The organism is Phreatobacter stygius (assembly GCF_005144885.1).
GTDB classification, from domain to species: Bacteria; Pseudomonadota; Alphaproteobacteria; order Rhizobiales; family Phreatobacteraceae; genus Phreatobacter; species Phreatobacter stygius.
On the sequence record NZ_CP039690.1, the window covers coordinates 5,053,488 to 5,075,687 of the forward strand.

23 protein-coding genes are annotated in these 22,200 nt (G+C 65.6%); 10 read left to right on the forward strand and 13 right to left on the reverse strand.

Annotation, left to right across the window (positions count from 1 at the left end; translation table 11 throughout):
- Nucleotides 1-125: 125 nt before the first annotated feature.
- Nucleotides 126-1,064: a transcriptional regulator GcvA gene (gene gcvA, locus E8M01_RS23780; protein ID WP_136962436.1), complete on the reverse strand. Its 939-nt coding sequence runs from the start codon at nt 1,062-1,064 to the stop codon at nt 126-128.
- Nucleotides 1,065-1,203: 139 nt separating this feature from the next.
- Here gcvA and E8M01_RS23785 point away from each other — a divergent pair, with 139 nt between their 5' ends.
- From E8M01_RS23785 to E8M01_RS23795, 3 genes are all read left to right on the forward strand, one after another.
- A complete protein-coding gene (locus E8M01_RS23785) occupies nt 1,204-1,488 on the forward strand; it encodes a DUF2917 domain-containing protein (RefSeq protein ID WP_136962437.1) in 285 nt (94 codons plus the stop codon).
- A gap of 4 nt (nt 1,489-1,492) precedes the next feature.
- Complete coding sequence (locus tag E8M01_RS23790) at nt 1,493-2,092, forward strand: GNAT family N-acetyltransferase (protein WP_136962438.1); 600 nt, start codon at nt 1,493-1,495, stop codon at nt 2,090-2,092.
- Between the two features lie 198 nt (nt 2,093-2,290).
- The gene (locus E8M01_RS23795) at nt 2,291-2,554 is read left to right on the forward strand and encodes a hypothetical protein (protein ID WP_136962439.1); all 264 of its coding nucleotides are present in this window, start codon (nt 2,291-2,293) and stop codon (nt 2,552-2,554) included.
- A 68-nt stretch (nt 2,555-2,622) separates the two neighbouring features.
- On the opposite strand, the gene E8M01_RS23800 is transcribed toward E8M01_RS23795, so the two are convergent.
- Together E8M01_RS23800 and folE are read right to left on the reverse strand one after the other, a co-directional pair.
- Nucleotides 2,623-3,138 (reverse strand): 6-pyruvoyl trahydropterin synthase family protein, encoded by a 516-nt coding sequence (locus tag E8M01_RS23800; protein ID WP_136962440.1) that lies wholly within the window; start codon nt 3,136-3,138, stop codon nt 2,623-2,625.
- Between the two features lie 34 nt (nt 3,139-3,172).
- A complete protein-coding gene (gene folE / locus E8M01_RS23805) occupies nt 3,173-3,838 on the reverse strand; it encodes a GTP cyclohydrolase I (protein WP_136962441.1) in 666 nt (221 codons plus the stop codon).
- A gap of 190 nt (nt 3,839-4,028) precedes the next feature.
- Between folE and E8M01_RS23810 the strand changes: the two genes are divergently transcribed.
- Both E8M01_RS23810 and E8M01_RS23815 read left to right on the forward strand, forming a co-directional pair.
- A complete protein-coding gene (locus tag E8M01_RS23810; RefSeq protein ID WP_136962442.1) occupies nt 4,029-4,553 on the forward strand; it encodes a putative pterin-binding protein in 525 nt (174 codons plus the stop codon).
- A 58-nt stretch (nt 4,554-4,611) separates the two neighbouring features.
- Nucleotides 4,612-7,014 carry a putative bifunctional diguanylate cyclase/phosphodiesterase gene (locus E8M01_RS23815; RefSeq protein ID WP_170182044.1) on the forward strand — a complete coding sequence of 801 codons (2,403 nt, stop codon included), beginning with the start codon at nt 4,612-4,614 and terminating at the stop codon, nt 7,012-7,014.
- Nucleotides 7,015-7,027: 13 nt separating this feature from the next.
- Here E8M01_RS23815 and E8M01_RS23820 read toward each other — a convergent pair whose 3' ends face one another.
- From E8M01_RS23820 to E8M01_RS23840, 5 genes are all read right to left on the reverse strand, one after another.
- Nucleotides 7,028-8,053: a Gfo/Idh/MocA family protein gene (locus E8M01_RS23820; RefSeq protein WP_136962444.1), complete on the reverse strand. Its 1,026-nt coding sequence runs from the start codon at nt 8,051-8,053 to the stop codon at nt 7,028-7,030.
- Entirely contained in the window at nt 8,046-9,143 is a 1,098-nt protein-coding gene (locus E8M01_RS23825; protein WP_136962445.1) for an ABC transporter ATP-binding protein, read from the reverse strand. Before E8M01_RS23825 ends, E8M01_RS23820 begins: the two co-directional genes overlap by 8 nt.
- Before the next feature lie 5 nt (nt 9,144-9,148).
- Nucleotides 9,149-9,955 (reverse strand): HpcH/HpaI aldolase family protein, encoded by an 807-nt coding sequence (locus E8M01_RS23830; RefSeq protein ID WP_136962446.1) that lies wholly within the window; start codon nt 9,953-9,955, stop codon nt 9,149-9,151.
- A 214-nt stretch (nt 9,956-10,169) separates the two neighbouring features.
- Nucleotides 10,170-11,045 (reverse strand): aldose 1-epimerase family protein, encoded by an 876-nt coding sequence (locus tag E8M01_RS23835; protein ID WP_136962447.1) that lies wholly within the window; start codon nt 11,043-11,045, stop codon nt 10,170-10,172.
- 12 nt (nt 11,046-11,057) lie between these two features.
- A complete protein-coding gene (locus E8M01_RS23840) occupies nt 11,058-11,891 on the reverse strand; it encodes an IclR family transcriptional regulator (protein ID WP_136962448.1) in 834 nt (277 codons plus the stop codon).
- Nucleotides 11,892-11,976: 85 nt separating this feature from the next.
- Between E8M01_RS23840 and E8M01_RS23845 the strand changes: the two genes are divergently transcribed.
- Nucleotides 11,977-13,134 (forward strand): mandelate racemase/muconate lactonizing enzyme family protein, encoded by a 1,158-nt coding sequence (locus E8M01_RS23845; protein ID WP_136962449.1) that lies wholly within the window; start codon nt 11,977-11,979, stop codon nt 13,132-13,134.
- Nucleotides 13,135-13,422: 288 nt separating this feature from the next.
- Here the strand turns inward: E8M01_RS23845 and E8M01_RS23850 are convergent, their stop codons facing one another.
- Nucleotides 13,423-14,460: a LacI family DNA-binding transcriptional regulator gene (locus E8M01_RS23850; protein WP_136962450.1), complete on the reverse strand. Its 1,038-nt coding sequence runs from the start codon at nt 14,458-14,460 to the stop codon at nt 13,423-13,425.
- Between the two features lie 275 nt (nt 14,461-14,735).
- Here E8M01_RS23850 and E8M01_RS23855 point away from each other — a divergent pair, with 275 nt between their 5' ends.
- The 4 genes from E8M01_RS23855 to E8M01_RS23870 are packed head-to-tail and all read left to right on the forward strand — an operon-like array spanning nt 14,736 to nt 18,191.
- On the forward strand, nt 14,736-15,986 hold the full coding sequence (locus E8M01_RS23855) for an ABC transporter substrate-binding protein (RefSeq protein ID WP_136962451.1): 1,251 nt from the start codon (nt 14,736-14,738) through the stop codon (nt 15,984-15,986).
- Nucleotides 15,987-16,014: 28 nt separating this feature from the next.
- Entirely contained in the window at nt 16,015-16,953 is a 939-nt protein-coding gene (locus tag E8M01_RS23860) for a carbohydrate ABC transporter permease (RefSeq protein ID WP_170182045.1), read from the forward strand.
- Nucleotides 16,954-16,963: 10 nt separating this feature from the next.
- Nucleotides 16,964-17,776, forward strand: coding sequence for a carbohydrate ABC transporter permease (locus E8M01_RS23865; protein WP_170182046.1), 813 nt, complete (start codon nt 16,964-16,966; stop codon nt 17,774-17,776).
- A gap of 7 nt (nt 17,777-17,783) precedes the next feature.
- Nucleotides 17,784-18,191: a carboxypeptidase-like regulatory domain-containing protein gene (locus E8M01_RS23870; protein WP_136962454.1), complete on the forward strand. Its 408-nt coding sequence runs from the start codon at nt 17,784-17,786 to the stop codon at nt 18,189-18,191.
- Nucleotides 18,192-18,215: 24 nt separating this feature from the next.
- Here E8M01_RS23870 and E8M01_RS23875 read toward each other — a convergent pair whose 3' ends face one another.
- From E8M01_RS23875 to E8M01_RS23890, 4 genes are read right to left on the reverse strand one after another with little or no spacing between them, the layout of a single operon-like run.
- Complete coding sequence (locus tag E8M01_RS23875; RefSeq protein ID WP_170182047.1) at nt 18,216-19,208, reverse strand: Bug family tripartite tricarboxylate transporter substrate binding protein; 993 nt, start codon at nt 19,206-19,208, stop codon at nt 18,216-18,218.
- A 54-nt stretch (nt 19,209-19,262) separates the two neighbouring features.
- A complete protein-coding gene (locus tag E8M01_RS23880) occupies nt 19,263-20,054 on the reverse strand; it encodes an ABC transporter permease (RefSeq protein ID WP_136962456.1) in 792 nt (263 codons plus the stop codon).
- On the reverse strand, nt 20,051-20,944 hold the full coding sequence (locus E8M01_RS23885) for an ABC transporter permease (RefSeq protein WP_136962457.1): 894 nt from the start codon (nt 20,942-20,944) through the stop codon (nt 20,051-20,053). Before E8M01_RS23885 ends, E8M01_RS23880 begins: the two co-directional genes overlap by 4 nt.
- Nucleotides 20,941-22,083 (reverse strand): ABC transporter ATP-binding protein, encoded by a 1,143-nt coding sequence (locus tag E8M01_RS23890; RefSeq protein ID WP_136962458.1) that lies wholly within the window; start codon nt 22,081-22,083, stop codon nt 20,941-20,943. The genes E8M01_RS23885 and E8M01_RS23890 overlap by 4 nt, the downstream gene beginning before the upstream one ends.
- Nucleotides 22,084-22,200 lie beyond the last annotated feature (117 nt).

Sequence of the window (22,200 nt, forward strand, 5' to 3'; positions counted from 1 at the left end):
CGAATGGTGAGTGGCGAATGGCCAATGGGGCCGCGGCACGCGTCTAGAGCGGCAACCACAAGTCAAGCAGGTCGGCGCGCGACGCGTCCATCCCTATTCGCCGCTCGCCATTCGCCAGCAGTTTCTCACTTGCCCCCGTCTTCCGCGGCATCGTTGGCAGCCTCCTCCGCCAGCCAGGTACAGAAATCCTGCACCTGCGGCTTGGCCGCCGCGGCACTCGAGCGGATCAGGAAATAGCCGCGCGAGCCGACCACGGTCTTGTCGAACGGCGCGATCAGCAGCCCCGAGCGGATCGGCTCGTTGATCAGCGGCGACAGGCCGAGTGCGACGCCCTGGCCGCTGATGGCGGCCTGGATCATCTGCTCGTAGCGGGTGAAATGCAGCGTCCCGGCCGGTTTCAGATCCTCGATGCCGAGCGCCGTCAGCCAGGTGCCCCAGTCGTACCAGGTCCGCTGCATGCCGGGATAATCGAGGTGCAGGAGCGTGTGGTGGCGAAGGTCGGCCGGTTCGCGCAGCGGCGTTGCCGGATCGCGCGAGACGAGCGGCGAGCAGACCGGCAGGATTTCCTCGCCGAACAGCGGGATGGCATCTTTCGGCGCGGTTTCGCGCTGGGCATACCGAATGGCGATGTCGACCAGGCTGCGATCGAGGTTGAGCGGCCGGTCATTGGCGACGATGCGCACGTCGATATGCGGATTGACCTTGGTGAAACGCCTCAGGCGCGGGATCAGCCAGAGCGAGGCCAGCCCGGTGGTCGTGGTGATCGACAACTGGTCCGATGTGCGGCTCTGCCGCATCTGGTCGATCGACGATTGCAGCCGGTCGAGCACATCCATGGCGATGCGGTAGAACGTCTGGCCGTCGTCGGTCAGCCGCAGCGCCCGATGCCGGCGCTCGAACAGCACCGTGCCCAGCGCCTCTTCGAGCGCCTTGATCTGCCGGCTGACCGCCGACTGGGTGATGAACAATTCGCGCGCCGCCTTGGTGAAGCTGAGGTTTCGGGCGGCGGCCTCGAAGCCTTGCACGAAATCGAGCGGAGGCAGGTCATAGCGCCGGTTTGACATTCCCTCAACTCATGCAAAGCGTGAGAATTGATCGTTTGAACAGGCACGATCTTGCGCGCAACATCCAGGCTTGTCGAGCCTGTTCTGCGAAATTGACATCAATAGGCATGCATCAGGCTCATGCTAACAGGAGGCGGACATGGTCTGTCTTTCAAACGATGCTCTGATCCATCTCGAGCGCGGCGGCCTGGTTCGCCTGGGCGATAGCGCCGGCGCGACGGTGGCTTGCCTGGAAGGTGCGGTCTGGATCACCCAGGACAACGACCGGCGCGATATCGTGCTGACCGGCGGCGATAGCTATGTGGTCGAAAGCTCCGGCCTGACCGTCGTCTGCGCCATTGCCGGGCCGGCTTCGCTGACCGTCGGCAAGCCGGTGGTGGTTGAACCGGTGCTGGTCGAAACGCTGCACGAGAAGGCGGCGTGACGTCATGGCCACGGCGCTTTTCGAGACACCCGCAAGCGCGATCGACGTGCTTCGCCTGCCGGCCGCGCGCATTACGGTCCGGGCCATCGAGCCCGCGGATGCCGCGCTGCTGCAGGGACATGTGCGCGGCCTGACGCGCGCCTCGCGGCAGAACCGTTTTCTTGGCGGCATCAACGAATTGACCGCAGCCGAACTCGACCGCATCACCCATCACGGCGCCGGCAACATTTTCGGCCTGTTCGCCGAGACCGATGTCCGGGGCGAGACCCTGGTGGTCGGCGAAGCGATCTACGCGGTCGAGGCTGCGACCGGCATTTCGGAATTTGCCCTGTCGGTCGCCGATGCCTGGCACGGCCGCGGCGTCGGCCAGGCGCTGATCACCAGCGTCGAATGCCGGGCGGCGCGCGCCGGCAGCCTCATTCTGGCTGGCGAGACGTTGCGCTCCAACGATGCCATGCTGGCGCTCGCCGCGAAGTCGGGCTTCGTGACCCGCAGGCATCCCGACGAGGCGCGGCTCTGGCGGCTGGAAAAGGTCATCGGCGCGTTTCAGGGCATGACCCCGTGCAGCCGGCTCGACAGCATGCGCTGGTCGATGGCTGCATGAAGCAGCCGGCTTGATCATGACGCAGGGGCGGCCAAACGGCCTCTCCGGCGCGGCAATGGTGCGCCCGATTGCCTGGCCCGGCCGGTGCGCAGGCACGAGACCGTGATGGTGGGCGCCATCAAACCGCGGTTATTTGCGGGTAGCGTTTCCGATCCGGGAAGATGCGGGGGCAGCCGAGCAAACGGGAGGGCTCGTGTCATGCAATCCGCAACGACGTTCTCGATTGGCGATCGGGTGGTGGCAAAGAATGGCGAAGGGCGGCTGATGGAAGTCCTCGGCGTTCGCCCGGCCGGCGCGGACAAGTTCGCCGTCTACTGTGCATGGTGGACACCTGGCTACGGGCGCGTCACCAGGCGGTTCCTGGCCAGTCAGCTCGCAAAGGCGCCGCGCCTGGGCAAGGCGTTTCACGACCGCCTGGTGAGGCGCAACGCGCCCGTCGGTCACGCTCGTGAATTGCGCTGAGCCGGGCGGCGGCCGAAGCCGCCGCGGTCGGTATGGGCATGGTTCGCAGGCAACTGCCGTGAGGCGGTTCAGCCGCCCAAGCGCTCGTAGACGGCCGAATTGCCGGCATGCTCGCGCACCTCGACGGATTCGAGCCAGACCCGGCCATGGGTCTCGGCCTTGATCGACGGCGCCACGTGGTCGAAGACGAATTTTGCCGTCGCCTCGCAGCCGACCGCCGGCAGGATGCGCAGGTCGACCAAGCCGTCCGCGGCCATCTTGCGGAATGTCGCGAGCTCGGGGTCGTCCTCGGCCACCACCATGGTGTGGTCGAACATCTCGTGCAGCCACGCCTTGACCGGCTTCATGCCGCCGAAGTCGTAGCACCAGTTGCGCTCATCGAGTTCATGGGTGGCGAAAACGAACTTGAAGGCCAGCGCGTAGCCGTGGACGAAACGGCAATGGGAATGGCTCGCCCGCCATTGCCGGAAGCAGCAGGACAGGCCCTCATTGTGGTCGTAGCTTTTGGTCGACCGGTAGGTCTCGCGCTGGCTCGGCTTGAGGCGTTGCACGTCGGGGATGATCGAAACCGCTGAATCGGCCATGTCGGTGCCTCGTGTCAGTGCTTCGCTCGACGCTTCATCGCCGGTCCAGGGCTGCGCATTCCTGCAGGAATTCCGCCTTGAGCGCCGATGACGTGGCCATCTCGCCGTAAAATGTGCTGTTGACCATCCGGCTCGCGTGGCTGGCGCGCACGCCGCGGTGGGTCTTGCACATATGGACAGCGCTGATACGCACCGCCAGCCCGCGCGGATTGGTGGTCTCGACGATATATTGCTCGATCTGCTTAACCAGCTCTTCCTGGATCTGCAGGCGGGTGCCGAAATAATTGACGATCCGGTCGTATTTGGACAGGCCGATGATCTTGCCGTCGACCGAGGGCAGCACGCCGATATAGGCGCTGCCGTAGATCGGCATCATGTGATGGGCGCAGGTCGAGCGCAGCTCGATCGGTCCGGTGACGATCAACTGGTCGTAGCGGGCGGCATTCTCGAACTCGGTGATCTTCGGCGGCGGCACATAGCGCCCGTGAAGGATCTCCTCGACGAACATCTTGGCGACGCGGGCCGGCGTGTCGCGGGTGTTGTGATCATTGCGGTGATCGATCTTCAGGACATCGAACAGCTCTTCGAGCTTTTCGGCCGCGGATGCCATCATCGCGGCACGCTCGGCCTTGTCCAGGAAGCCGTCGACGGCCTCGTTGCCGAACCGAGCGCAATTCGCCAAAACGTTGTTCTTTGTCATGCGTTCTCTCAATGGCTGTACGCCGATATGAAAAGTATAACCTATTGGTTACCGGAATATTGTGTGTCCCGGATCAGCGGGCGTATCATGCTGGTAACGTGCAACTGCCAGGATCAGCTGGCGGGTTCACCGATTGTTATGTGCATTTGTGGGAATTTCAGGTCGCCTTCGCGTAGCAAGGGAGTTCATGATGCCGGTCAACAATATCAGGCGTTCATTTAGCTTGGGTGCAATCGCCGCGGCGGGCCTCCTTATCTGTGGCCGCGCTTCCGCTCAAGGTCTGGCGACCCCGGCCGAAAGGGTCATGTTGACGATCTCCGGTAAGATCTCCGTGACCAATGTCGGCAATACCGCGCAATTCGACCGCGCCATGCTCGAAGCCATGGGGCTGGTGTCCTTCGAGACCTCGACGCCGTGGCATTCGGGTCCGCAGAAGTTCGAGGGCGTGTCGATCGACAAGCTCTTGAAAAGCGTCGGCGCCAGCGGCGACCGCATCCAGGCGATCGCGCTCAATGATTATACCACCGAGATTCCGATCGAGGATTTCACCCGCTACAACGTCATTCTCGCGCTCAAGCGCAACAACGAATACATGCCTGTGCGGGACAAGGGCCCGCTGTTCATCGTCTATCCCTACGATTCCGACCCCGAGCTGCGAAGCCAGAAATATTACAGCCGCTCGGCCTGGCAGCTCTCCCAGATCATTGTCCGCTGACTGACGTGGCAGCCTCACCGGTCCCCATCGCGCGGCACGCCCAAACCGGACCATGGTCATGCCGAAGCTGAGCCGGGTTGGGATCCTGTTCGGGCTGATCATGTTGGGCCTGGTGGCGGCGGCCGTCTATGTCTCGGTCCTGATCGTCGAGCGGCAGAGCATCATCCGCCAGACCGCGCGCTACAACGTGACCTGGCTGGCAAGCCAGGCGGCCTTCGAAGTGGTGCGTTTCGAAGAGGTCGTCGCGGCTTCGGCGCTGCCGAACAGCCCGGTCACCGCCGACGACGTCGACCTGCGTTATCAGATCCTGCTCAACCGGCTCGAGCTGATGAACTCGGGCGAGTTCGAGGATTTCGTCGAGCAGGATCCCGAGCGGCGGCAGATCGTGGCCGATCTCGGCCGGGTCCTGGCCGAGATCGCGCCGCTGGTGGAGAAGGTCAGCCAGGGCGACAATGTCAGCCGTATCCGGGCCATGCTCGCCCCGCTCGACAAGAAACTGGCGGGCCTCGCCGCTTCGGCCAACCGGGTCTCGGGCGACAATGTCGATGCCGACCAGCGCAATCTGCTGCGCCTGCACTGGATCTTCTCCAGCCTGATCGCGGCGCTGGTCATCGCCGGCCTCGTGCTGATGCTGATGCTCTATCGCCGCCATATCCAGCTCAACCGGGCCCATGACGAAGTGCATGTCCTGGCCGGCGTGCTGGAAGAGGCCAAGCTCGACCTGGAACAGGCCAATGTCGAAATCCTCAGCACCAATGCCGACCTCAAGCAGCGCAACGAGATGCTGCAGATCCGCGACGTCGAGCTCAGAACCCAGAACCAGCGTTTCGACGCGGCGTTGAACAACATGTCGCAAGGCCTGCTGCTGGTTGACGGCATGCATCGCCTGATCGTCTGCAATCAGCGCTATCGCGAAATATTCAACCTGAGGGAGCAATGGGTGCAGCCGGGGGCGACGATACGCGCACTCGGCACTCAGCGTTTTGCCGGGCTGATCGACCGGCAGAACAGCATCGCCGCCGATCGCGCCTCGGCGACCTTCGCCTTTGAGCTGGACGACGACACGATCGTCTCGGTCTCGCAGCAGCCGATGCCGGACGGCGGCTGGGTCTCGACCTACGAAGACATTACCGAGCGGCGGCGTTCCGAGGAGCGCATCGCCCATATGGCGCACCACGATGCGCTGACCGATCTGCCGAACCGCACCCTGTTTCGCGCGCGGATGGACGATGCCTTGGCCGACAAGCGGGGCAGCAAAGCCAATTTCGCGATCTTCTATCTCGATCTCGACAACTTCAAGATCGTCAACGACTCGCTCGGTCATGCGGTCGGCGATCTGCTGCTCAGGAGCGTCGCCGACCGGTTGAAGGAATGCGTCCGCGATGGCGATATCGTCTCCCGTTTCGGCGGCGACGAATTCGCCATCATGTTCCGTGGCGGCGGCGGCAGCGCCGAGATGCAGGGCATGGCGCAACGCCTGGTCGACCGGACCCGGCAGCCGTTTTCGATCGAGGGCAACGAGCTCAGCATCGGCACCTGTGTCGGCATCGCGATCGCCGGCAAGGACGGCCTGGATTCCGACGAACTGCTGCGCAACGCCGACATGGCGCTCTATCGCGCCAAGAACGAGGGACGTGGCAGCTATCGCTTCTTCGAGGCGTCGATGAAGGCCGAGCTCAATGCCAGGCGTGCGCTGGAGGAGGACCTGCGCTCGGCCCTCGGCGCCGGCGAATTCGCCGTCCACTATCAGCCGATCGTCAACCTGAAGACCATGACGGTGGTCAGTTTCGAAGCGCTGATCCGGTGGAACCATCCTGAGCGGGGCGAGGTCGTCCCGGCCGAATTCGTGCCTGTCGCCGAGGAGACCGGGCTGATCGTCGCCATTGGCGAATGGGTTCTGCGGCAGGCCTGCGTCGATGCCGCGTCATGGCCTGGCCCGACCCGCGTCTCGGTCAATCTGTCCGCCGTCCAGTTCAGGACGGGACAGTTCGCCCAGACCGTCTTTGCCGCCTTGTCCGCCTCGGGGCTCGCGCCCAACCGGCTGGAACTCGAGATCACCGAGACGGTGCTTCTGCAGGACAGCGAGGCGACGCTGGCGATCCTGCATCAATTGCGCTCGTTCGGCATCCGCACCTGCATGGACGATTTCGGCACCGGCTATTCCTCGCTCAGCTATCTCCGCAGCTTTCCCTTCGACAAGATCAAGATCGACCGCTCCTTCGTCAGCGAGGTCAACGACCGCGAGGACTGCCGCGCCATCGTTACCTCGATCACCGATCTCGGCCGCAGTCTCAACATGGTGACCACCGCCGAGGGCGTCGAAACGCGCGCCCAGTTCGACACGATCAACGAGATCGGCTGCGCCGAGATCCAGGGCTTCTATTTTGGTCATCCGGTGCCGGCGGCGGAGGTCGAGGAAGCCTTCACCCGGATCGAGCGGCTCTTGAGCCAGGCGGCCTGATCGCGGGGTCGCGTCAGATCGTGTGCAAGACCACCGCAGCGTCGGTCTCGATGCTCCGCTCGATGGTGAGGCAGATCGCGACCGCGGCGCGCGCGGCGGCAAGCGGCATGACCAGCTGGCCGGTGCGGAACCCGTCCAGCGCCCGGCGGATATTCTCCTCCAGCTCGAAGATCTCGCCGGAGCGTGGGATGGCCACCGGCTCCGCCGCTTCGGCGCCGCGCCGGCATACCGCGAGCGCGAAGCCGGGTGTCGCCGTGCGGTCGCTGACACCGGCCCACCAGGTGCGGACGGCACCGGCATCACCGGCGATCTCCAGGAGCGTGTGATGTTCGAAGCCGGCGAGGCATTGGGTAACGAGCGCGGTCGAGCCGTCGGCCCAGCGCAGCATCACCGAGACGGTATCGGCGAGACCGCCGGCCGACGAGGCGAACGCTTGCAGCGACACCGGCTGGCCGTTCTCCGCGCCATACCAGAGCACCAGGTCGACGAAATGCACGAGCTCTTCCAGGATCCAGGAGCCGACCCTTTGGCGGTCGTGGCGCCAGCCGCCGGAGCCGAGCCGGAACGGCTTGCGGAACAGCGAGAAATGCTGGTGCCGCACCTGGCCGATCTCGCCGGCTGCGATGATCTCGCGGACCTTGCCCCACTGATGCGAGACGCGCAGCTCGTGATTGACCGCGACATGCCGGCCGGCCGCGGCCGAAGCCGCCAGCACCTGGTCGCATTCGGCCAAGGTGACGCCGAGCGGTTTTTCCAGGATGACATGGGCGCCGGCCTCGAGCGCGGCCATCGCGAAACCGGCGTGGCGGTCGTTCGGCACCGCGACCGTCACCGCGTCGAAGCCGCCGGCCGCCAGCATGGCGTCGTAGCTGCGGAAACGGGGGACATCGGGCAGCGCCTCGGCCGCCGCGCGTTCGGAGCTCTCGCCATGGCAGAACACCGCGGTCAGCCTGGCATCGTCGATCGCGGCGATCGCGCGGGCATGCATCTGGCCCCAGGCGCCGAAACCCGCCAAGCCGATCTTGGTGATCTCAGCCATGGGCCTGCGGCGCTCCGATCGCCCGGCCGGTCGCGGTGTCGAACAGGTGCATGCGATCGAGATTGAAGCGCAGTTTCAGGTTTTCGCCGGGCTTCGGACGCACCTCGGGACGGACACGCGCCGCCACCGGATGGCCGGCGACGCTGGTGAACACCAGCGTGTCGGCGCCGAGCGGCTCGACCACCTCGACCTGTGCCGGCACGTCGAGGCGGCCCGCGGGTGTCTCGCCCTCGGCGACTTCGACGTCTTCGGGCCGCATGCCGAAGGTGAGATCGTCGGCCGCCGGCTTGCGGTCCGCCGGCAGGGGCGCCTCGGCCGCGCCGCCGGCGAGCTTGAGCATGGCGCCTGATGTCAGCTGGGCCGGAATCAGGTTCATCGTCGGCGCGCCGATGAAGCCCGCGACGAACAGGCTGGCCGGCGCGTGATAGACCTCGTCCGGCGTGCCGGTCTGCTCGATATGGCCGCCGTTCATCACCACCACCCGGTCGGCCAGCGTCATCGCTTCGACCTGGTCGTGGGTGACATAGACGGTGGTGACGCCGAGCCGCTGGTGCAGCTTCTTCATCTCCACCCGCATCGAGCCGCGCAGCTTGGCGTCGAGATTGGACAGGGGCTCGTCGAACAGGAAGACCTGGGGTTTGCGCACGATGGCGCGGCCCATGGCGACGCGCTGGCGCTGGCCGCCGGACAATTGTTTCGGCCGGCGTTGCAAATAGGGTTCGAGGCCGAGAACCGCGGCGGCGTCGCGCACCCGCACGTCGATGTCGCGCTTGGCGACGCCCCGGTAGCGCAGCGAGAAGGCCATGTTCTCGTAGACCGACATATGCGGGTAGAGGGCATAGTCCTGGAACACCATGGCGATGTCGCGGTCGCGTGGCTCGATCTCGTTGACCACCCGGTTGTCGATCAGGATGTCGCCCGCGCTGATGTCCTCGAGACCGGCCAGCATGCGCAGCGTCGTCGACTTGCCGCAGCCTGATGGCCCGACCAGCACGATGAATTCGCCGTCATGGATCGCAAGATCGATGCCGTGGACGATTTCCAGCGTGCCGTAGCGTTTGGTCAGCTTGCGGAATTCAACCGTCGCCATGGGCTTCAGGCCTTTCCCGTCCCGGCCGCTTCGGCCACCGCGCGGAAACGCACCGCGCCGGCATCGGCATTGCGAAACAGGATGGCGCAATCATTGGCCACCGAAACGAAATCGAAGCCGGAGCGGATGTGCCGCTCGGAGATCTCGTCGTTCGGTGCGAGCACGCCGACCGCCTTGCCGGTCGGCCGGCAGCGCTTCAAGCCCCGTTCGATCGCGGCCGTCACCTCCGGATGCGCGGCTTCGCCTGGCTTGCCCATGCTGGCCGCGAGATCACCGGGGCCGAAGAACACCGCCGAGACGCCATCGACCCGGGCGATCTCCTCGCAGGCCTCGAGCGCGGCCATGGTCTCGATCTGGACGATCAGGAAGATCTCGTCATTGGCCCGCGCCACATAGTCCTTGAACCGGCCATAGCGGCTCGCCCGGTGCATGGCGGCGACGCCGCGCTGGCCCTTGGGCGGATACATCATGGCATCGACCGCGGCCCGGGCTTCATCGGCGCTCTGCACATAGGGCAGCATGATGGTCGAGAGGCCGGCATCGAGATGTTGCTTCAGCAATGCCGGATCGTTCCAGACGAGCCGCAGGATCGGCACGGCGGGCGTCGCGGCGAGCGCGCGCGAATGGTCCATCGCGTCATGCAGCGAGACCGGAGAGTGCTCGCCGTCGATCAGGATCCAGTCATAACCCGACCAGCCGAGCCCCTCGGTGGCATTCACCGAGTTGAGCATGGACCAGATGCCGATCAGCGGCCGGCCCTGGCCGAGCGCGGCGCGAAACGGGTTCTTCGGCGTGGAATGGATGTCGGGCATGCGGCCTCCCTGGCACGCGCCGGGTGGCTCTTGAGCGGCTGCCTCAGCGTCGCATCACGATAGGTGGGTGCGCGAAGTTTGCCAAGGAAATTCCACCAGAAGAAAATGAGTTGCGGAGAGTGAAACTTTGGAATGGTGGAGAGCGCGCCGAATTGACCCTCTCCCGCGGGACAGGGTTTGCGCGAAGCCTTTGGCATCATGCCCCATTCGCCACTCACCCCGCATCCACCTCTCGGTACACAAAATCGACCCCATGTCCGGCCTTCGCCCCGGGCGCCAGCAGGCGCATGCCGGGTTTGTCGACGAGTTCGCCGCTATAACCTTGCGGGTCACCATGACCGGTCCAGACCTCCATCGACACGAAAGGCGCGCCCGGTTTGGCCCAGAGCGCCAGATGCGGAAAATCGTCGGCCTCCAGCGCGATGCTCGGGCCCTTGTCGCCGGCAACCAGGCGGAACGAGCGGCTGTTGGCGTCGAGAAAACAGAGCGCGTCCGCCGCGAACAGGTCATCGGTGAGTTTCAGCCTGCGCCCGTCGAGCGGCACCGGGCGCCTGGCCGGTGAAATCAGGCCGCCCGGCGCGATGACCGGCACCTCGGGGTTTTCCGGCTTTTCGAACAGGATGGCATGGTCGGCCCGATCGAGGCCGGCCAGCGGCCAGCGAAAGGCCGGGTGCAACCCGAGTGCATAGGGCAGGGCGCGCGCGCCCGGGTTCGTCACCTCGAAACGCACGGCGAGCCTGGCCTCCTCGAGCCGGTAGGCGATCCGCAGATGGAACGGATAAGGATAGACCTCGCGGGTCGCGGCATTGTCGGTCAAGACCAGGCTGACATTGGCGCGGTTGTGAGCTTCGAGGGTGAATTCGCTCGTGGCGGCGAAGCCGTGCACGCCCATCGGCCGCACCTTGCCGTCGGCGCGGATCACGCCCTGGTTGGCCCAGCCGACGATCGGGAACAGCACCGGCGACGATTTGGCCCACCAGGCGGGGTCGCGCGTCCACAGCAGGTCGCGACCACCGGCGTGCCAGGCGTGCAGCTCGGCGCCGGTCGTCGCGATGGTGGCGCGCGCCGGTCCGTTCTCAAGCTCGATCATGCCCTGATATCCTCAACGGGTTGCGCCCGGCGTCCAGCCGATGCGTTCGGAAATCCGCTCGGCAGTGGCGCGAGCCTGGCGCGTCAGCTCGGCGAAGCGCGCCGATTTGGCCGATTGGCCGAAGCTCGAAATGCTCAGTCCCGCCACCACCTGGCCGTCGGCGCCACGGATCGGCGCCGCCACGCAGGTGACCAGCTGGTTGAACTCGCCGAGGTCGAAAGCATGGCCCTCGCGGCGCACCTTGGCCAGCGCCTTGTGCAGCGCTTCGGCCGTGGTGATGGTGCTTGCGGTATAACGTGTCAGCCCGGCCTCCGCGATGATGGCGTCGACCGCTGTCGGGTCGCGCCAGGCCGCCAGGACCTTGCCGAGCGCGGTGCAATGGATCGGCCGTCTGGTGCCGATCTGGGTGTTGATGCGCAGGGGCGCGTCGAGCGGCTCGACCTTGGCGATATAGACGATGCTGTTGTCCGGCAGGATGGCCATCTGCACCGTCTCGTTGGTCAGCTTGACCGCTTCTTCCATCAGGGGGCGCGCGATCTCGGCGAGATCCTGCTCGGCGATGGCGCGCGACTTGATATCGAGAAAGACCGGTCCCGGCCGCCAGCCTTTGCCGCCGGGGCCGCTCGCGACGAAGCCGCCCTGTTCCAGCGTCCTGAGGAAACGCAGCACGGTCGACTTGTGCAGGTCGATGCTCTGGCTGAGTTCGGTCAACGTCACGTAACCGGGGCTCGAGCCGAGCGCCCGCAGGATCTTCATGGTGCGCTCGATGGCGCGCACCGGCGAGGCCGCGATGGCTTCGGGCCTGGCCTTGTCGGCGGTCCTGGACGTGAGCGCAGCCGTCGGCATGATCGGGATGCCTTCTGATGATCGGCCTGTTGCCCTTATGGCAGGCTCGGCTATTCCTAAGCGCCGTGAAACTGGATTTCAACAGATGACATCGTTGATCACATCTGAACCGGCAAGCCCTGGCGCCGACATCAGCATCGTCACGGTCGAGGCGCTGGCCTTGCGCGCGGCGATCGCCGTGCCGGTCAAGACCTCGTTCGGCGTCATGACCGATCGCCCCGCCGTCTTCTTGAGGGTGCGCGATCAGGCCGGCGCCGAAGGCTTCGGCGAGGTCTGGTGCAATTTTCCATCCGTCGGCGCCGAGCACCGGGCGCGCCTGGCGCTCTCGGTGATCGGCCCGGCCCTGGTCGCGCTCGGGCCGCTCGCCGCCGGCCAGGTCTTCGACCGCCTGATGAGCCGCCTCCATATCCTGGCGATCCAGTCGGGCGAATGGGGGCCCATCCGCCAGGTGGCCGCCGGCCTCGACATGGCCTGCCATGACCTCGCGGCGCGCAAGGCCGGCTTGCCGCTCTGGCGTCATCTCGGCGGGCTGAGCGGCCGCATCCGCGCCTATGCCAGCGGCATCGGGCCCGAGCATCCGGCGGATGTGATCGCGCGCGAGCGCAGCCACGGCCACACCGCCTTCAAGCTCAAGGTGGGCTTCGGCGAGATGACCGACCGGCGGTCGCTGGAGGCGGCGCGCCGGACGCTCGGCGACGCCGCGACCTTGATGATCGATGCCAATCAGGGCTGGACCGCGCCGGAAGCGGCGCGGCTCGGGGCGGACCTTGCGCGCGCCTATGGTCTCGCCTGGATCGAGGAGCCGATCGCCGCCGACCGGCCATCGGCCGAATGGCTGGAGGTCGCGGGCCGCATCGGCACGGCGCTGGCGGCGGGCGAGAACATGAATGCCATGGCCGAGTTCGACGCCGCCATCGGCTCCGGCTGTTTCGGGGTCCTGCAGCCGGACGCGGCGAAATGGGGCGGGGTTTCCGGTTGCCTTGCCGTGGCGAAGCGGGCGCTGGCCGCCGGCATCAGCTATTGCCCGCATTATCTTGGTGGCGGCATCGGCCTGATGGCCTCGGCGCATCTGCTGGCCGCGGCCGGCGGGCCGGGCCTGCTCGAGATCGACAGCAATCCCAATCCCTGGCGCGACCGGCTGGCGGGAGAGGCGCTGAAGGTGGAAGCGGGGTTGGTGACGCTGTCCGAGGCCCCGGGGCTTGGCATCGATGTCGATTGGGATCGGCTGGCAAGGGGCGGGTGAGGCACTGAGGGCGAAGAGAAAAACGCTGTTGAATCAAACCTCTCCCGGAGGGAGAGGGTGCCGGCGTAGCCGGCGGGTGAGGGTCGTAAGCTCCAAGAACTATCGATCGTGTTCGTCGGGCATGCCGCCCTCTCCTGATATGGACGTCCCCTCATCCGGCGGCTCATAGCATCGAGCGAACGCGAGATGCGTTCGCATCTCGCTATGCGCCGCCACCTTCTCCCCATGGGAGAAGGTCATTTCATGATGCGTTTCGCATCATCCCCATTCGCTATTCGCCACTCGCCCTCACGTACTGCCGCGCACCACCAGGTCGAAGCCGAGATCGACGACCCGGTCGCCGGCTTCGCCGCCGGCCAGCCGCTTCAGCAGGATTTCGATCGTCTGCTGGCCGATCTCGCGCCGGGGTGGCCGGACCGTGGTCAGCCTTGGTTCGCTCGCCGCGCCGAATTCGAGATCGCCGAAGCCGCAGAGCTTCAACCGCCGGGGAATGGCAAGGCCTTGCCGCTGCGCTTCGAACAGCACGCCAAGCGCCAATGTGTCATTGGTGGCGAACACCGCATCGACATCCGGATGCCGGGCGATGAGGTCGGCAAAGGCCCTGGCACCGCCAACCGTGCTGGCCCGTTCCGCCACGGTGACCTCGGCGGGGGCCGGGAAGCCGGCGGCCAGCGCGGCTTCGACAAAGCCGGCGTGCCGCTCCACCGCCCGGTAGTCGCGGTCCATCATGGCGCCGATGAAACCCAGGCGTTTTGCCCCGCGCGCCTTGAAATGGTCGATGACGATCCGGCCCGCCGCACGCTGGGAAAAGCCGATGATCGTATCGATCGGATGGTCGGTCAGTTCCCAGGTCTCGATGACAGGGATCTCCGCCTCGATCAGCGCCCTGATCGTGTTGCGCGTGTGCCGCCGCCCGGTCAGCACCATGGCCGCCGGCGACCAGGCCAGGAAGGAGGCGACCAGCCGCTCCTCGTTGGCTTCGGAATGGTCGCTATTGCCCAGCATCAATTGATAGTCGGTGCCCTTCAAGGCCTGTTCCATGGCCTCGACGGTCGCGGCAAAGAACGAATTGACGATCGAGGGAATGATCACGCCGATGGTCATGCTGCGGGCGCTGGCAAGCGCACCGGCCATCAGGTTGCGCCGGTAGGACAGCCGCTCCACCGCCTCCTGGACCCGCGCCCTGACGGCCGGCGAGACCAGGTCCGGCTGGCGCAAGGCCCGCGACACGGTGGCCGTCGACACGCCGGCGAGCCGGGCGACATCGGCCATGCGCGAGCGCGCCGAATTGAGCCGCTCGCGTATATGAGGCGATCCGCTCTCCATCACCACCTGATATCCCTTGCCCTGCCGGCCGCATGCCGCGCCGGCCGCGAAACCGAGCGCCCGGTTGCACCAGATGATACCGCTTGCACGGGACTGTCAATGCGCAAGCCAGAGTTGAAAACAGCTGTCTTGATGGATTCCATTGCGCTCCCGTCCAGTGCTTGACCCCATCAATGTAAACGCTATCATTTGCCTTGTGACCGCGGCCGATTGATCCGGCCACGCCGCCAAGCCCGGCGCAAAAGCGTCCCAGAGGGCAGACCAGGGAGGATGAGATGGACCGCAGGACAATCGTCAAGGCGGGCGCGGTGCTGGCCGGAAGCCTCGGCCTGCCGGCCTATCTGAGGGCCCAGACCAGCCGCAAGCTGAGCATCCTGACCTGGAACATCTCGGACCAGGAGGCGCTGTTCCGCGAGGAGTTCACCGATTTCCAGAAGCTCAATCCGGGCGTCGAGATCGAATGGCTGGACAAGAAGGGGCCGGAACTGCCGGCCTTTTATCAGACCCAGCTGGTGGCCGGCACCGCGCCTGATATCGTCGACCTGCAAGGCGCGATCTGGGTCGAATGGGCCGCCAATGGCGCGCTGCTCGATCTGACCCCTTACCTCGCCAGGGACCCGGAGGTCGCCAAGCTCTACAATCCGGATTACCTCCAGGGTTTTGCCTATAACGGCAAGACCTTCGTCATTCCCTTCTATGTCGCCAAGACGTTGCTCTACTACAACAAGATCATGTTCAAGGAGGCTGGCCTGTCGGGGCCGCCGACCTCTTTCGACGAGATTCTGAGCTTCTCGCAGGCCATGGCCAAGGGCGAAAAGACCGGTTTCCTGACGCTGAATTTCGACTGGCTCTATTGGCCGCTGTTCAAGATGAACGGTGTCGAGCTGTTGAAGCCGGACCTGAAGACCCCGGCCGTCAATACGCCGGAGACCGCGGCGATGCTCGACAAGCTGGCCAAGGCGACCCAGTCGGGCGCGATCAACAAGGTCGCCTGGACCGGCCGCTGGGTCGAGCCGAACGGCGCCTTCGCCGCCGGCAATGTCGGCATGCTGCAAGCCCATTCCGCCTCCTATTTTTTCGTCAAGGGGCAGGGCCCCTGGGTCAATGGCGACACGCTGGGCGCGGTCCAGGCGCCGGGCAATTGGTCGACGCCGACCAATCACGGCCTGGCCGTGTCGAAGACCTCGAAGCACCCGGAGCTTGCCTTCGCCCTGGTCAAACATATGACCGGCAACAAATGGGCGACCGAGTTTTCCACCCGCCGGCGCATCCTCACCGGCAATGTCGCGGCCGACGCCGCCGGCCTCGCCAAGGTCAAGGCCGAGGATCCGCTCGCCCATGCGGTGCTCGAGACCCAGCTCGCCCATACCGACAAGATGACCGGCAACTGGCCGCTGCCCAATGATGCCCAGGTGAAGGACGCCTTCTGGCCGGAGATCCAGAACGCGCTGCTCGGCCGCAAGGACGCCAAGACCGCGCTGAACGATGCCGAACGCGCGGTCGTCCGTGTCATGCGGCGGTCGTGAGGGCAGTGCTCAGCCAAGAGGCGACGACATGACGATCGCGCTTGCCGAGCCGGCCGGGATACGCCGCGGTTCCTTCATGGCGAAGAAGAAGACGCGCCAGGCGGTGCTGATCTGGTGCTTCCTGGCGCCCTCGCTGCTGATCTTCCTGCTCTACCGCATCCTGCCGCTCGGCTGGAACCTGGTGCTGTCGTTCCAGGCCTGGTCGCCGCTGAAACCCGCCGTCTGGGTCGGGCTGGAGAATTACGAAGAGATCCTCACCGACGAGGTGTTCTGGCAGGCGCTGTGGAACACCCTTTACGTCATCGGCTCGGCGCCGATCGGCATCGCCATGGCGCTCGGCCTGGCGCTGCTGGTCAATTCCGACATTCGTGGCCGCAATGTCTATCGGACCCTGATTTTCCTGTCCTATCCCTTGATGACGGTGGCGGTCGCCATCATCTGGCGCTGGATGTTCGACGAGCGGGTCGGCCTGATCAATTACGCCGCGCGCGCCCTCAATCTCACCGACACGCCGATCCAGTTCCTCAATTCCTTCACCTGGGCGCTGCCCTCGGTGATCGCCGCCAATATCTGGCAGATGCTCGGCTTCTATATGATCATCCTGCTGACCGGCCTGCAGAACATTCCGGGCAATCTCTACGAGGCGGCCGAGATCGACGGCGCCAATGCTTTTCGCCGCTTCCTGCGCATCACCGCGCCGCTGCTGAAACCCTCGATCTTCCTTTGCTTCGTCATCGGCATGCTGAACTCGGTGACCAGCTTCGACCTGATCTATGTGATGACCGGCGGCGGCCCGGGGCGCGCCACCGAGATCCTGGTCACCTATATCTACAAGCTCGGTTTCGTGCAGACCCGTTTCGACTATGCCGCCGCCGTCACCATCGTCTTCTTCGTGCTGCTGATCGTCATTGCCTGGGCCGCCAACCGGCTCTCCGGCGGCAATGCCGGCGCGGTCGATCAGGATTAGGAGAGGGGCGATGCACCGCTATCCGCGCTGGCCCATCCATCTCGCCCTGATGCTCGCCTGCTTCGTCATGCTGGTGCCGTTCTACTGGGTGCTGAAGACCTCGGTGTCGGGCGAAAACATCTTCTCCTATCCGCCCAACATCATTCCGCGCGATCCGCACCCGTTCTTTTATGTCGATGTCTGGTACGCCATTCCCTTCGCCCGCTATTTCCTGAACAGCGTGGTGGTTTCGGTCATCACCATTGCCGCCAATGTCATCTTCAACGCCATGGCCGGCTATTCGCTGTCGCGCGGTTTTGCCGGCAAGGGCGTGGTGCTCATGCTGTTCCTGTCCTGCATGATGGTGCCGTTCCAGGCGACCATCATCCCGGCCTATCTGATCACCGGCAAACTTGGCCTGCTCGACAGCTATCTCGGCCTGGCATTGCCGCAATTCTCCACCATCATCTGCATCTTCGTGTTCAAGGCGAGCTTCGACGCCGTGCCGCGCTCGCTGATCGACGCGGCCAAGATCGACGGCCTGTCGGAATGGCGGATCATCTGGAAGGTCATGATGCCACTGGCCAAATCGGCCATGGCGACCAATGTCATCCTGTCCTTCATCTGGTCCTGGAACAATTTCCTCTGGCCGCTGATCATGACCCGTTCGGCCGATATGCAGACCTTGCCGCTCGGGCTCGCCCGCTTCCTGTCCTACCAGGAGGACACGACCGGCGCGCTCTACGCCTTCTGCATCATGGTGCTGGCTCCCGGCATCATCCTGTTCCTGCTGGCGCAGAAGGAATTCATTCAGGGCCTGACGTCAGGCGCGACCAAGGGGTGAGCCGGGGATGAGCGACGAGGACGACATCACCCGCCCGCGCTGGCAGCGGCTTCTGCTCAATCGCTTCGTGCTGGTGCCGTTGACCCTGGCGCTGGTCGCCGGCGGCTGGAACCTCTACACGCTCCGCCATGACGACGGCATCGTCACCGGCCAGGTGGTCGATGACGCCGGCGCGCCGGTGGCGGACGCGACGGTGACACTCTGGACTTTCAACTTCACCACTTTCGCCGAGACCGCCAAGGTGATGTCCCGGCGGGATGGCCGTTTCTCTTTTGTCGGCAATCCCTCGCACAATATCCAGGTGAGTGCCGAGAAGCCGGGCACCGGGCGCTCGGCCCGCGTGCCGATAAGGCTCTATTTCCGGTCGCAGAATGTCGGCCTGCCCGAGCCGCTCCGGCTGAGGCAGGGCGGGTGAGCCCCGCCTCGTAGCGGCCGGACCCTAATTCGCGGGTTCGATCCTGGCGCGTTCGATGGTGGCCTTCCAGCGGGCGCTGTCTTCGGCGATGAAGCGCGCAAAGGCATCCCCGCTGCGGACATCGATATCCGCGCCGAGATCGGCGAGGCGCCTGGCGACGGCGGGCTCGGTGACGGCCTTTTGCAGGGCGCGGGCCAGCGGCGTGGTGACGGCGGGGGCGAGCCCGCGTGGACCGAGCAGGCCATACCAGGTGCCGACGCCGACATTGCCGACACCGGCTTCGTCCAGGGTCGGAACGTCGGGCGCCGAGGCGATGCGGGCGGGCGCGGTGACCGCCAGGGCGCGCAGGCTCTTTGCGGTGACCTGCGCCATCAATTGGGGGACATTCTCGAACAGGAAGTCGATATGGCCGCCAAGCAGGTCGTTCACCGCGGGCGCGCCGCCGCGATAAGGCACATGGACGGCCTCGAACCCGGCCTCGAGGCGGAACAGCTCGGCCAAGAGATGAACCGATGTGCCGACACCGGGTGACGCGAAATGCAGTTTTCTCGACTGCGTCTTGCCGGCCGCCACGAGTTCGGCCACCGATTTCGCGGGATTGTTCGGGTTGACCACCAGGAAGCTCGGCACCTGGCTTAACAGCCCGATGGGCGTGAAGTCGGTGGCGGTGCGATAGGGCGTGCCCTTGCTGAGATTGGGGCCGATGGTCAGCGGGCCGCCGGCGCTGAACAGCAGCGTGTAGCCGTCATCGGTGGCCTTGGCGACGGCATTGCTGCCAATGGTGCCGCTTGCGCCGGCCTTGTTCTCGACGATGAAGGATTGCCCGAGCGCCGTGCTGAAGGCTTCGGCGACGATGCGCGCGAGAATATCGGCCGTGCCACCGGCGGCGTAGGGCACGATCAGGGTCACCGGACGGGCCGGGTAGTCGGCGGCCTGGCCGCCGCGCGGCGCAAGCCCGACCAGCGGCAGCGCAAGACAGGCGCGCCGGGTCAGGCCTTTCGGGAAAATCTGGTCCAAGGGAAACCTCGTCATGTTGGCATGGCGGTTGTCGTTTCGGCCTCGGCCGAAGGCTCAACCGCCCGGAACGCTTTTCAGCCAGCCAAGGCGCTGGACGAGGAGCGTGATGGAGAACCCGGCGACGACCAGCACCGTCGACACCGCGGCGGCCACCGGATCGTTCACGTCGTAGAGGTATTTGTAGATTGCCACCGGCAGCGTGATCTGCTCGCGCTGGGTGATCAGCAGCGAGACGGTGAACTGGTCGAACGAGACGATGAAGGCCAGGATCGCTCCCGCCACGATGCCCGGCGTCAGCGCCGGCAGGATCACCCGCCGGAATGTGGTGAAGGGTGATGCTCCGAGCAGTTCGGAGGCTTCTTCCAGTTGCGGATTGAGGTCGTGGATGCTGACCAGCACCGTGCGGAACAGGAAGGGGAGGATCATCACGACATGGGCGGCGAGCAGGCCGGCGAAGGTGTCGATCAGGCCCGGTGGATTGTAATAATGCAGCAGCGCGATGCCGAGGATGAGATGGGGCACGATCAGCGGCGACAGAAAAACGAACTCCAGGGCCTGCGCCACGCGGTTCGCCTTCAGCTCGCGGATGGCGAGGCCGGCGCCGATCGCCAGCGCCGCGGCCAGCGCGGTGGCGCAGGCACCGACGACCAGGCTGCGCAGCGCCGGCCATAGGAACAAGCCGCTGTCCCAGGCGCGGCCATACCATTTCAGCGAGAAGCCTTGCGGCGGAAACTGGAAGAACGAGCGTTCGCTGAACGAGAACAGCACGATCACCGCGAGCGGGGTGAGCATGAAGGCGTAAGCGAGCCAGGCCGCGAGACGCACCGGCATCGACGGGGGCTTCATCGGGCGTCGTCCTTGTAGCTGCGCACGAAACGGCGCTGAAGCGCATAGATCGCGATGACCACGACCAGGAGAACGACGCTGAGGGCCGTCGCGCGCGGCAGGTCGAACAGCACCAGCGCATCGGTATAGATCGCGACCGACAGGAAGCGGATCGCCGTTCCGCCCAGCATCAGGGGTGTGACGATGGCGCCGAGCATCAGGCTGAACACCAGCACCGACCCGGCGATCAAGCCCGGCATCGCCAGCGGCAGCGTGATGTCGCGGAAGGCCCTGGCTCGCCCCGCGCCGAGAATTTCCGCCGATTCCAGCAGGCGCTGGTCGATGCCTTCGAGCGAGGCGGCGAGCGACAGGATCATGAAGGGCAGGAACACCTGCGTCGCGCCGATCACCATGCCGAGCGTATTGCCGGAGAGCGGCAGCGGTTCGTCGATGACGCCGAGCGACATCAGCGACGCATTGATGACGCCGCGATTGCCCAGCATCAGAAGCCAGCCATAACTGCGCACCACGGTGTTGACCAGGAGCGGGGCGGCGACCAGGAAATAGAGGATCGGCTTGCGGCGCGCCGGCGCGCTGGCGATCATCAGCGCCACTGGAAAGCCGAGCAGCGCGCAGAGCAGGGTGACGAGCGCGGCGGCGAAGCCGGTCTTGTAGAACAGCTCGGCATATTGCGCCGAGGCCAGGATCTGCCGGTAGTTGTCGAGGGTGAAACCGGGCAGGAGAATGCCGAAATCCTGGCGGCGGAAGCTGGCGTCGACCATCTGCACCAGCGGCACGGCCAGCAAGAGCAGGATGACCAGCAAGGCTGGCCCGGCGAGGCCGGCAATGCGCAACCCGCGTCTGCGCCGCTGTTTGGCCGGCGGGCCCGATGCAAGGACAGCGGCGGTCATGAGGACGCGGCCGGCAGGCCGATGCCCGCCCCTTCGACGATGGCGTCGACATCGGCGCGGCGGCTGAGATCGAACGATGGCCGGCCCATCAGCCTGGCCTTCAGGCCGTGTCCATCCGCGCTGCGCAGCAGGACCAGGGTCGTGCTGCCCTCATTGATCACCTCTTCGATCGCGGCCGGCAGGCCGATCCCGCTGCGCGGCGCCAGGCGCACCTGTTCCGGGCGCACCACGAGCCGGAAGGTCTCGTGCCGCGCCGGTTCGGCAAGCGTGATGGCCGCCGCGCCCGGCCAGCCCTCGGCATGAGCACGGCTGCGATCGGTGGCGTCGACCGAGCAGGGCAGCAAGGTCACGTCGCCGATGAAGTCGGCGACATAGTCGTTGACGGGCCGGTGATAGATGGCGTCCGGCACGTCGAGCTGCTCGATCCGGCCATCGCGCATGACCGCGATCCGATCGGACAGGAACAGCGCCTCCTCCTGGTCGTGGGTGACGAACAGGAACGTCATTCCGGTTTCGCGGTGGATGCGTTTCAGCTCGCCCTGCAACTGGCGGCGAAGCTTCAGGTCGAGCGCGCCGAGCGGCTCGTCGAGCATCAGCAGCGACGGTTCGGTGGCGAGCGCGCGGGCAAGCGCGACGCGCTGCTGCTGGCCGCCCGATAGCGCCGCCGGCTTCCGGTCGGCGACCTGGGGCAGCCGGATCAGGTCGAGCATGGCGGCGACGCGGGCTGCAACCGCTGCTTTCGGCCGGCCCTTCACCGCAAGCCCGTAGCCGATGTTGTCGGCCACCGTCATATGGGGGAACAGCGAGTAGTTCTGGAACACCATGCCGAGCCCGCGATGGCGCGGCGGCGCGTGTGTCACGTCGCGGCCATCGATCGCGATCGTGCCGCTGTCGCTCGTCTCCAGGCCCGCGATGATCCGCATCAAGGTGGTCTTGCCGCAGCCGGACGGGCCGAGCAGTGTCAGAAACTCGCCCGAGCGGATCTCCAGGTCGACATTTCTGAGCGCTTGATAGGCGCCGAAACTCTTGGCGAGTGCCCGCGCCGAGACCTTGACGGCCGCCGGCGATGCCTCCCCGTGGGACTTCTGCGCCTCGATCAAGCGGCCCTCCTGTGTTGCTAAAGAAATTTCACTGGACACAAATCTATCCCATGTCTCTTGTCAACTCCATATTCTTTGGTCCATAAGTTCAAAATAGAGAAACTTCACAGACGTTGTCGGGGCCAAGAAAGGTGGGCGCGCCTGTTCGATTCCGGC

Bases quoted from the DNA above. Each gene is read 5' to 3' on its own strand.
- E8M01_RS23855 (WP_136962451.1), top strand. From the start codon at position 14,736: ATGGACCGCAGGACAATCGTCAAGGCGGGCGCGGTGCTGGCCGGAAGC.
- E8M01_RS23860 (WP_170182045.1), top strand. From the start codon at position 16,015: ATGACGATCGCGCTTGCCGAGCCGGCCGGGATACGCCGCGGTTCCTTC.
- folE (WP_136962441.1), bottom strand. From the start codon at position 3,838: ATGACAAAGAACAACGTTTTGGCGAATTGCGCTCGGTTCGGCAACGAG.
- E8M01_RS23880 (WP_136962456.1), bottom strand. From the start codon at position 20,054: ATGAAGCCCCCGTCGATGCCGGTGCGTCTCGCGGCCTGGCTCGCTTAC.
- E8M01_RS23835 (WP_136962447.1), bottom strand. From the start codon at position 11,045: ATGATCGAGCTTGAGAACGGACCGGCGCGCGCCACCATCGCGACGACC.
- E8M01_RS23865 (WP_170182046.1), top strand. From the start codon at position 16,964: ATGCACCGCTATCCGCGCTGGCCCATCCATCTCGCCCTGATGCTCGCC.
- E8M01_RS23800 (WP_136962440.1), bottom strand. From the start codon at position 3,138: ATGGCCGATTCAGCGGTTTCGATCATCCCCGACGTGCAACGCCTCAAG.
- E8M01_RS23795 (WP_136962439.1), top strand. From the start codon at position 2,291: ATGCAATCCGCAACGACGTTCTCGATTGGCGATCGGGTGGTGGCAAAG.
- gcvA (WP_136962436.1), bottom strand. From the start codon at position 1,064: ATGTCAAACCGGCGCTATGACCTGCCTCCGCTCGATTTCGTGCAAGGC.
- E8M01_RS23845 (WP_136962449.1), top strand. From the start codon at position 11,977: ATGACATCGTTGATCACATCTGAACCGGCAAGCCCTGGCGCCGACATC.
- E8M01_RS23850 (WP_136962450.1), bottom strand. From the start codon at position 14,460: ATGGAGAGCGGATCGCCTCATATACGCGAGCGGCTCAATTCGGCGCGC.
- E8M01_RS23840 (WP_136962448.1), bottom strand. From the start codon at position 11,891: ATGCCGACGGCTGCGCTCACGTCCAGGACCGCCGACAAGGCCAGGCCC.
- E8M01_RS23810 (WP_136962442.1), top strand. From the start codon at position 4,029: ATGCCGGTCAACAATATCAGGCGTTCATTTAGCTTGGGTGCAATCGCC.
- E8M01_RS23870 (WP_136962454.1), top strand. From the start codon at position 17,784: ATGAGCGACGAGGACGACATCACCCGCCCGCGCTGGCAGCGGCTTCTG.
- E8M01_RS23815 (WP_170182044.1), top strand. From the start codon at position 4,612: ATGCCGAAGCTGAGCCGGGTTGGGATCCTGTTCGGGCTGATCATGTTG.
- E8M01_RS23830 (WP_136962446.1), bottom strand. From the start codon at position 9,955: ATGCCCGACATCCATTCCACGCCGAAGAACCCGTTTCGCGCCGCGCTC.
- E8M01_RS23885 (WP_136962457.1), bottom strand. From the start codon at position 20,944: ATGACCGCCGCTGTCCTTGCATCGGGCCCGCCGGCCAAACAGCGGCGC.
- E8M01_RS23820 (WP_136962444.1), bottom strand. From the start codon at position 8,053: ATGGCTGAGATCACCAAGATCGGCTTGGCGGGTTTCGGCGCCTGGGGC.
- E8M01_RS23790 (WP_136962438.1), top strand. From the start codon at position 1,493: ATGGCCACGGCGCTTTTCGAGACACCCGCAAGCGCGATCGACGTGCTT.
- E8M01_RS23785 (WP_136962437.1), top strand. From the start codon at position 1,204: ATGGTCTGTCTTTCAAACGATGCTCTGATCCATCTCGAGCGCGGCGGC.
- E8M01_RS23825 (WP_136962445.1), bottom strand. From the start codon at position 9,143: ATGGCGACGGTTGAATTCCGCAAGCTGACCAAACGCTACGGCACGCTG.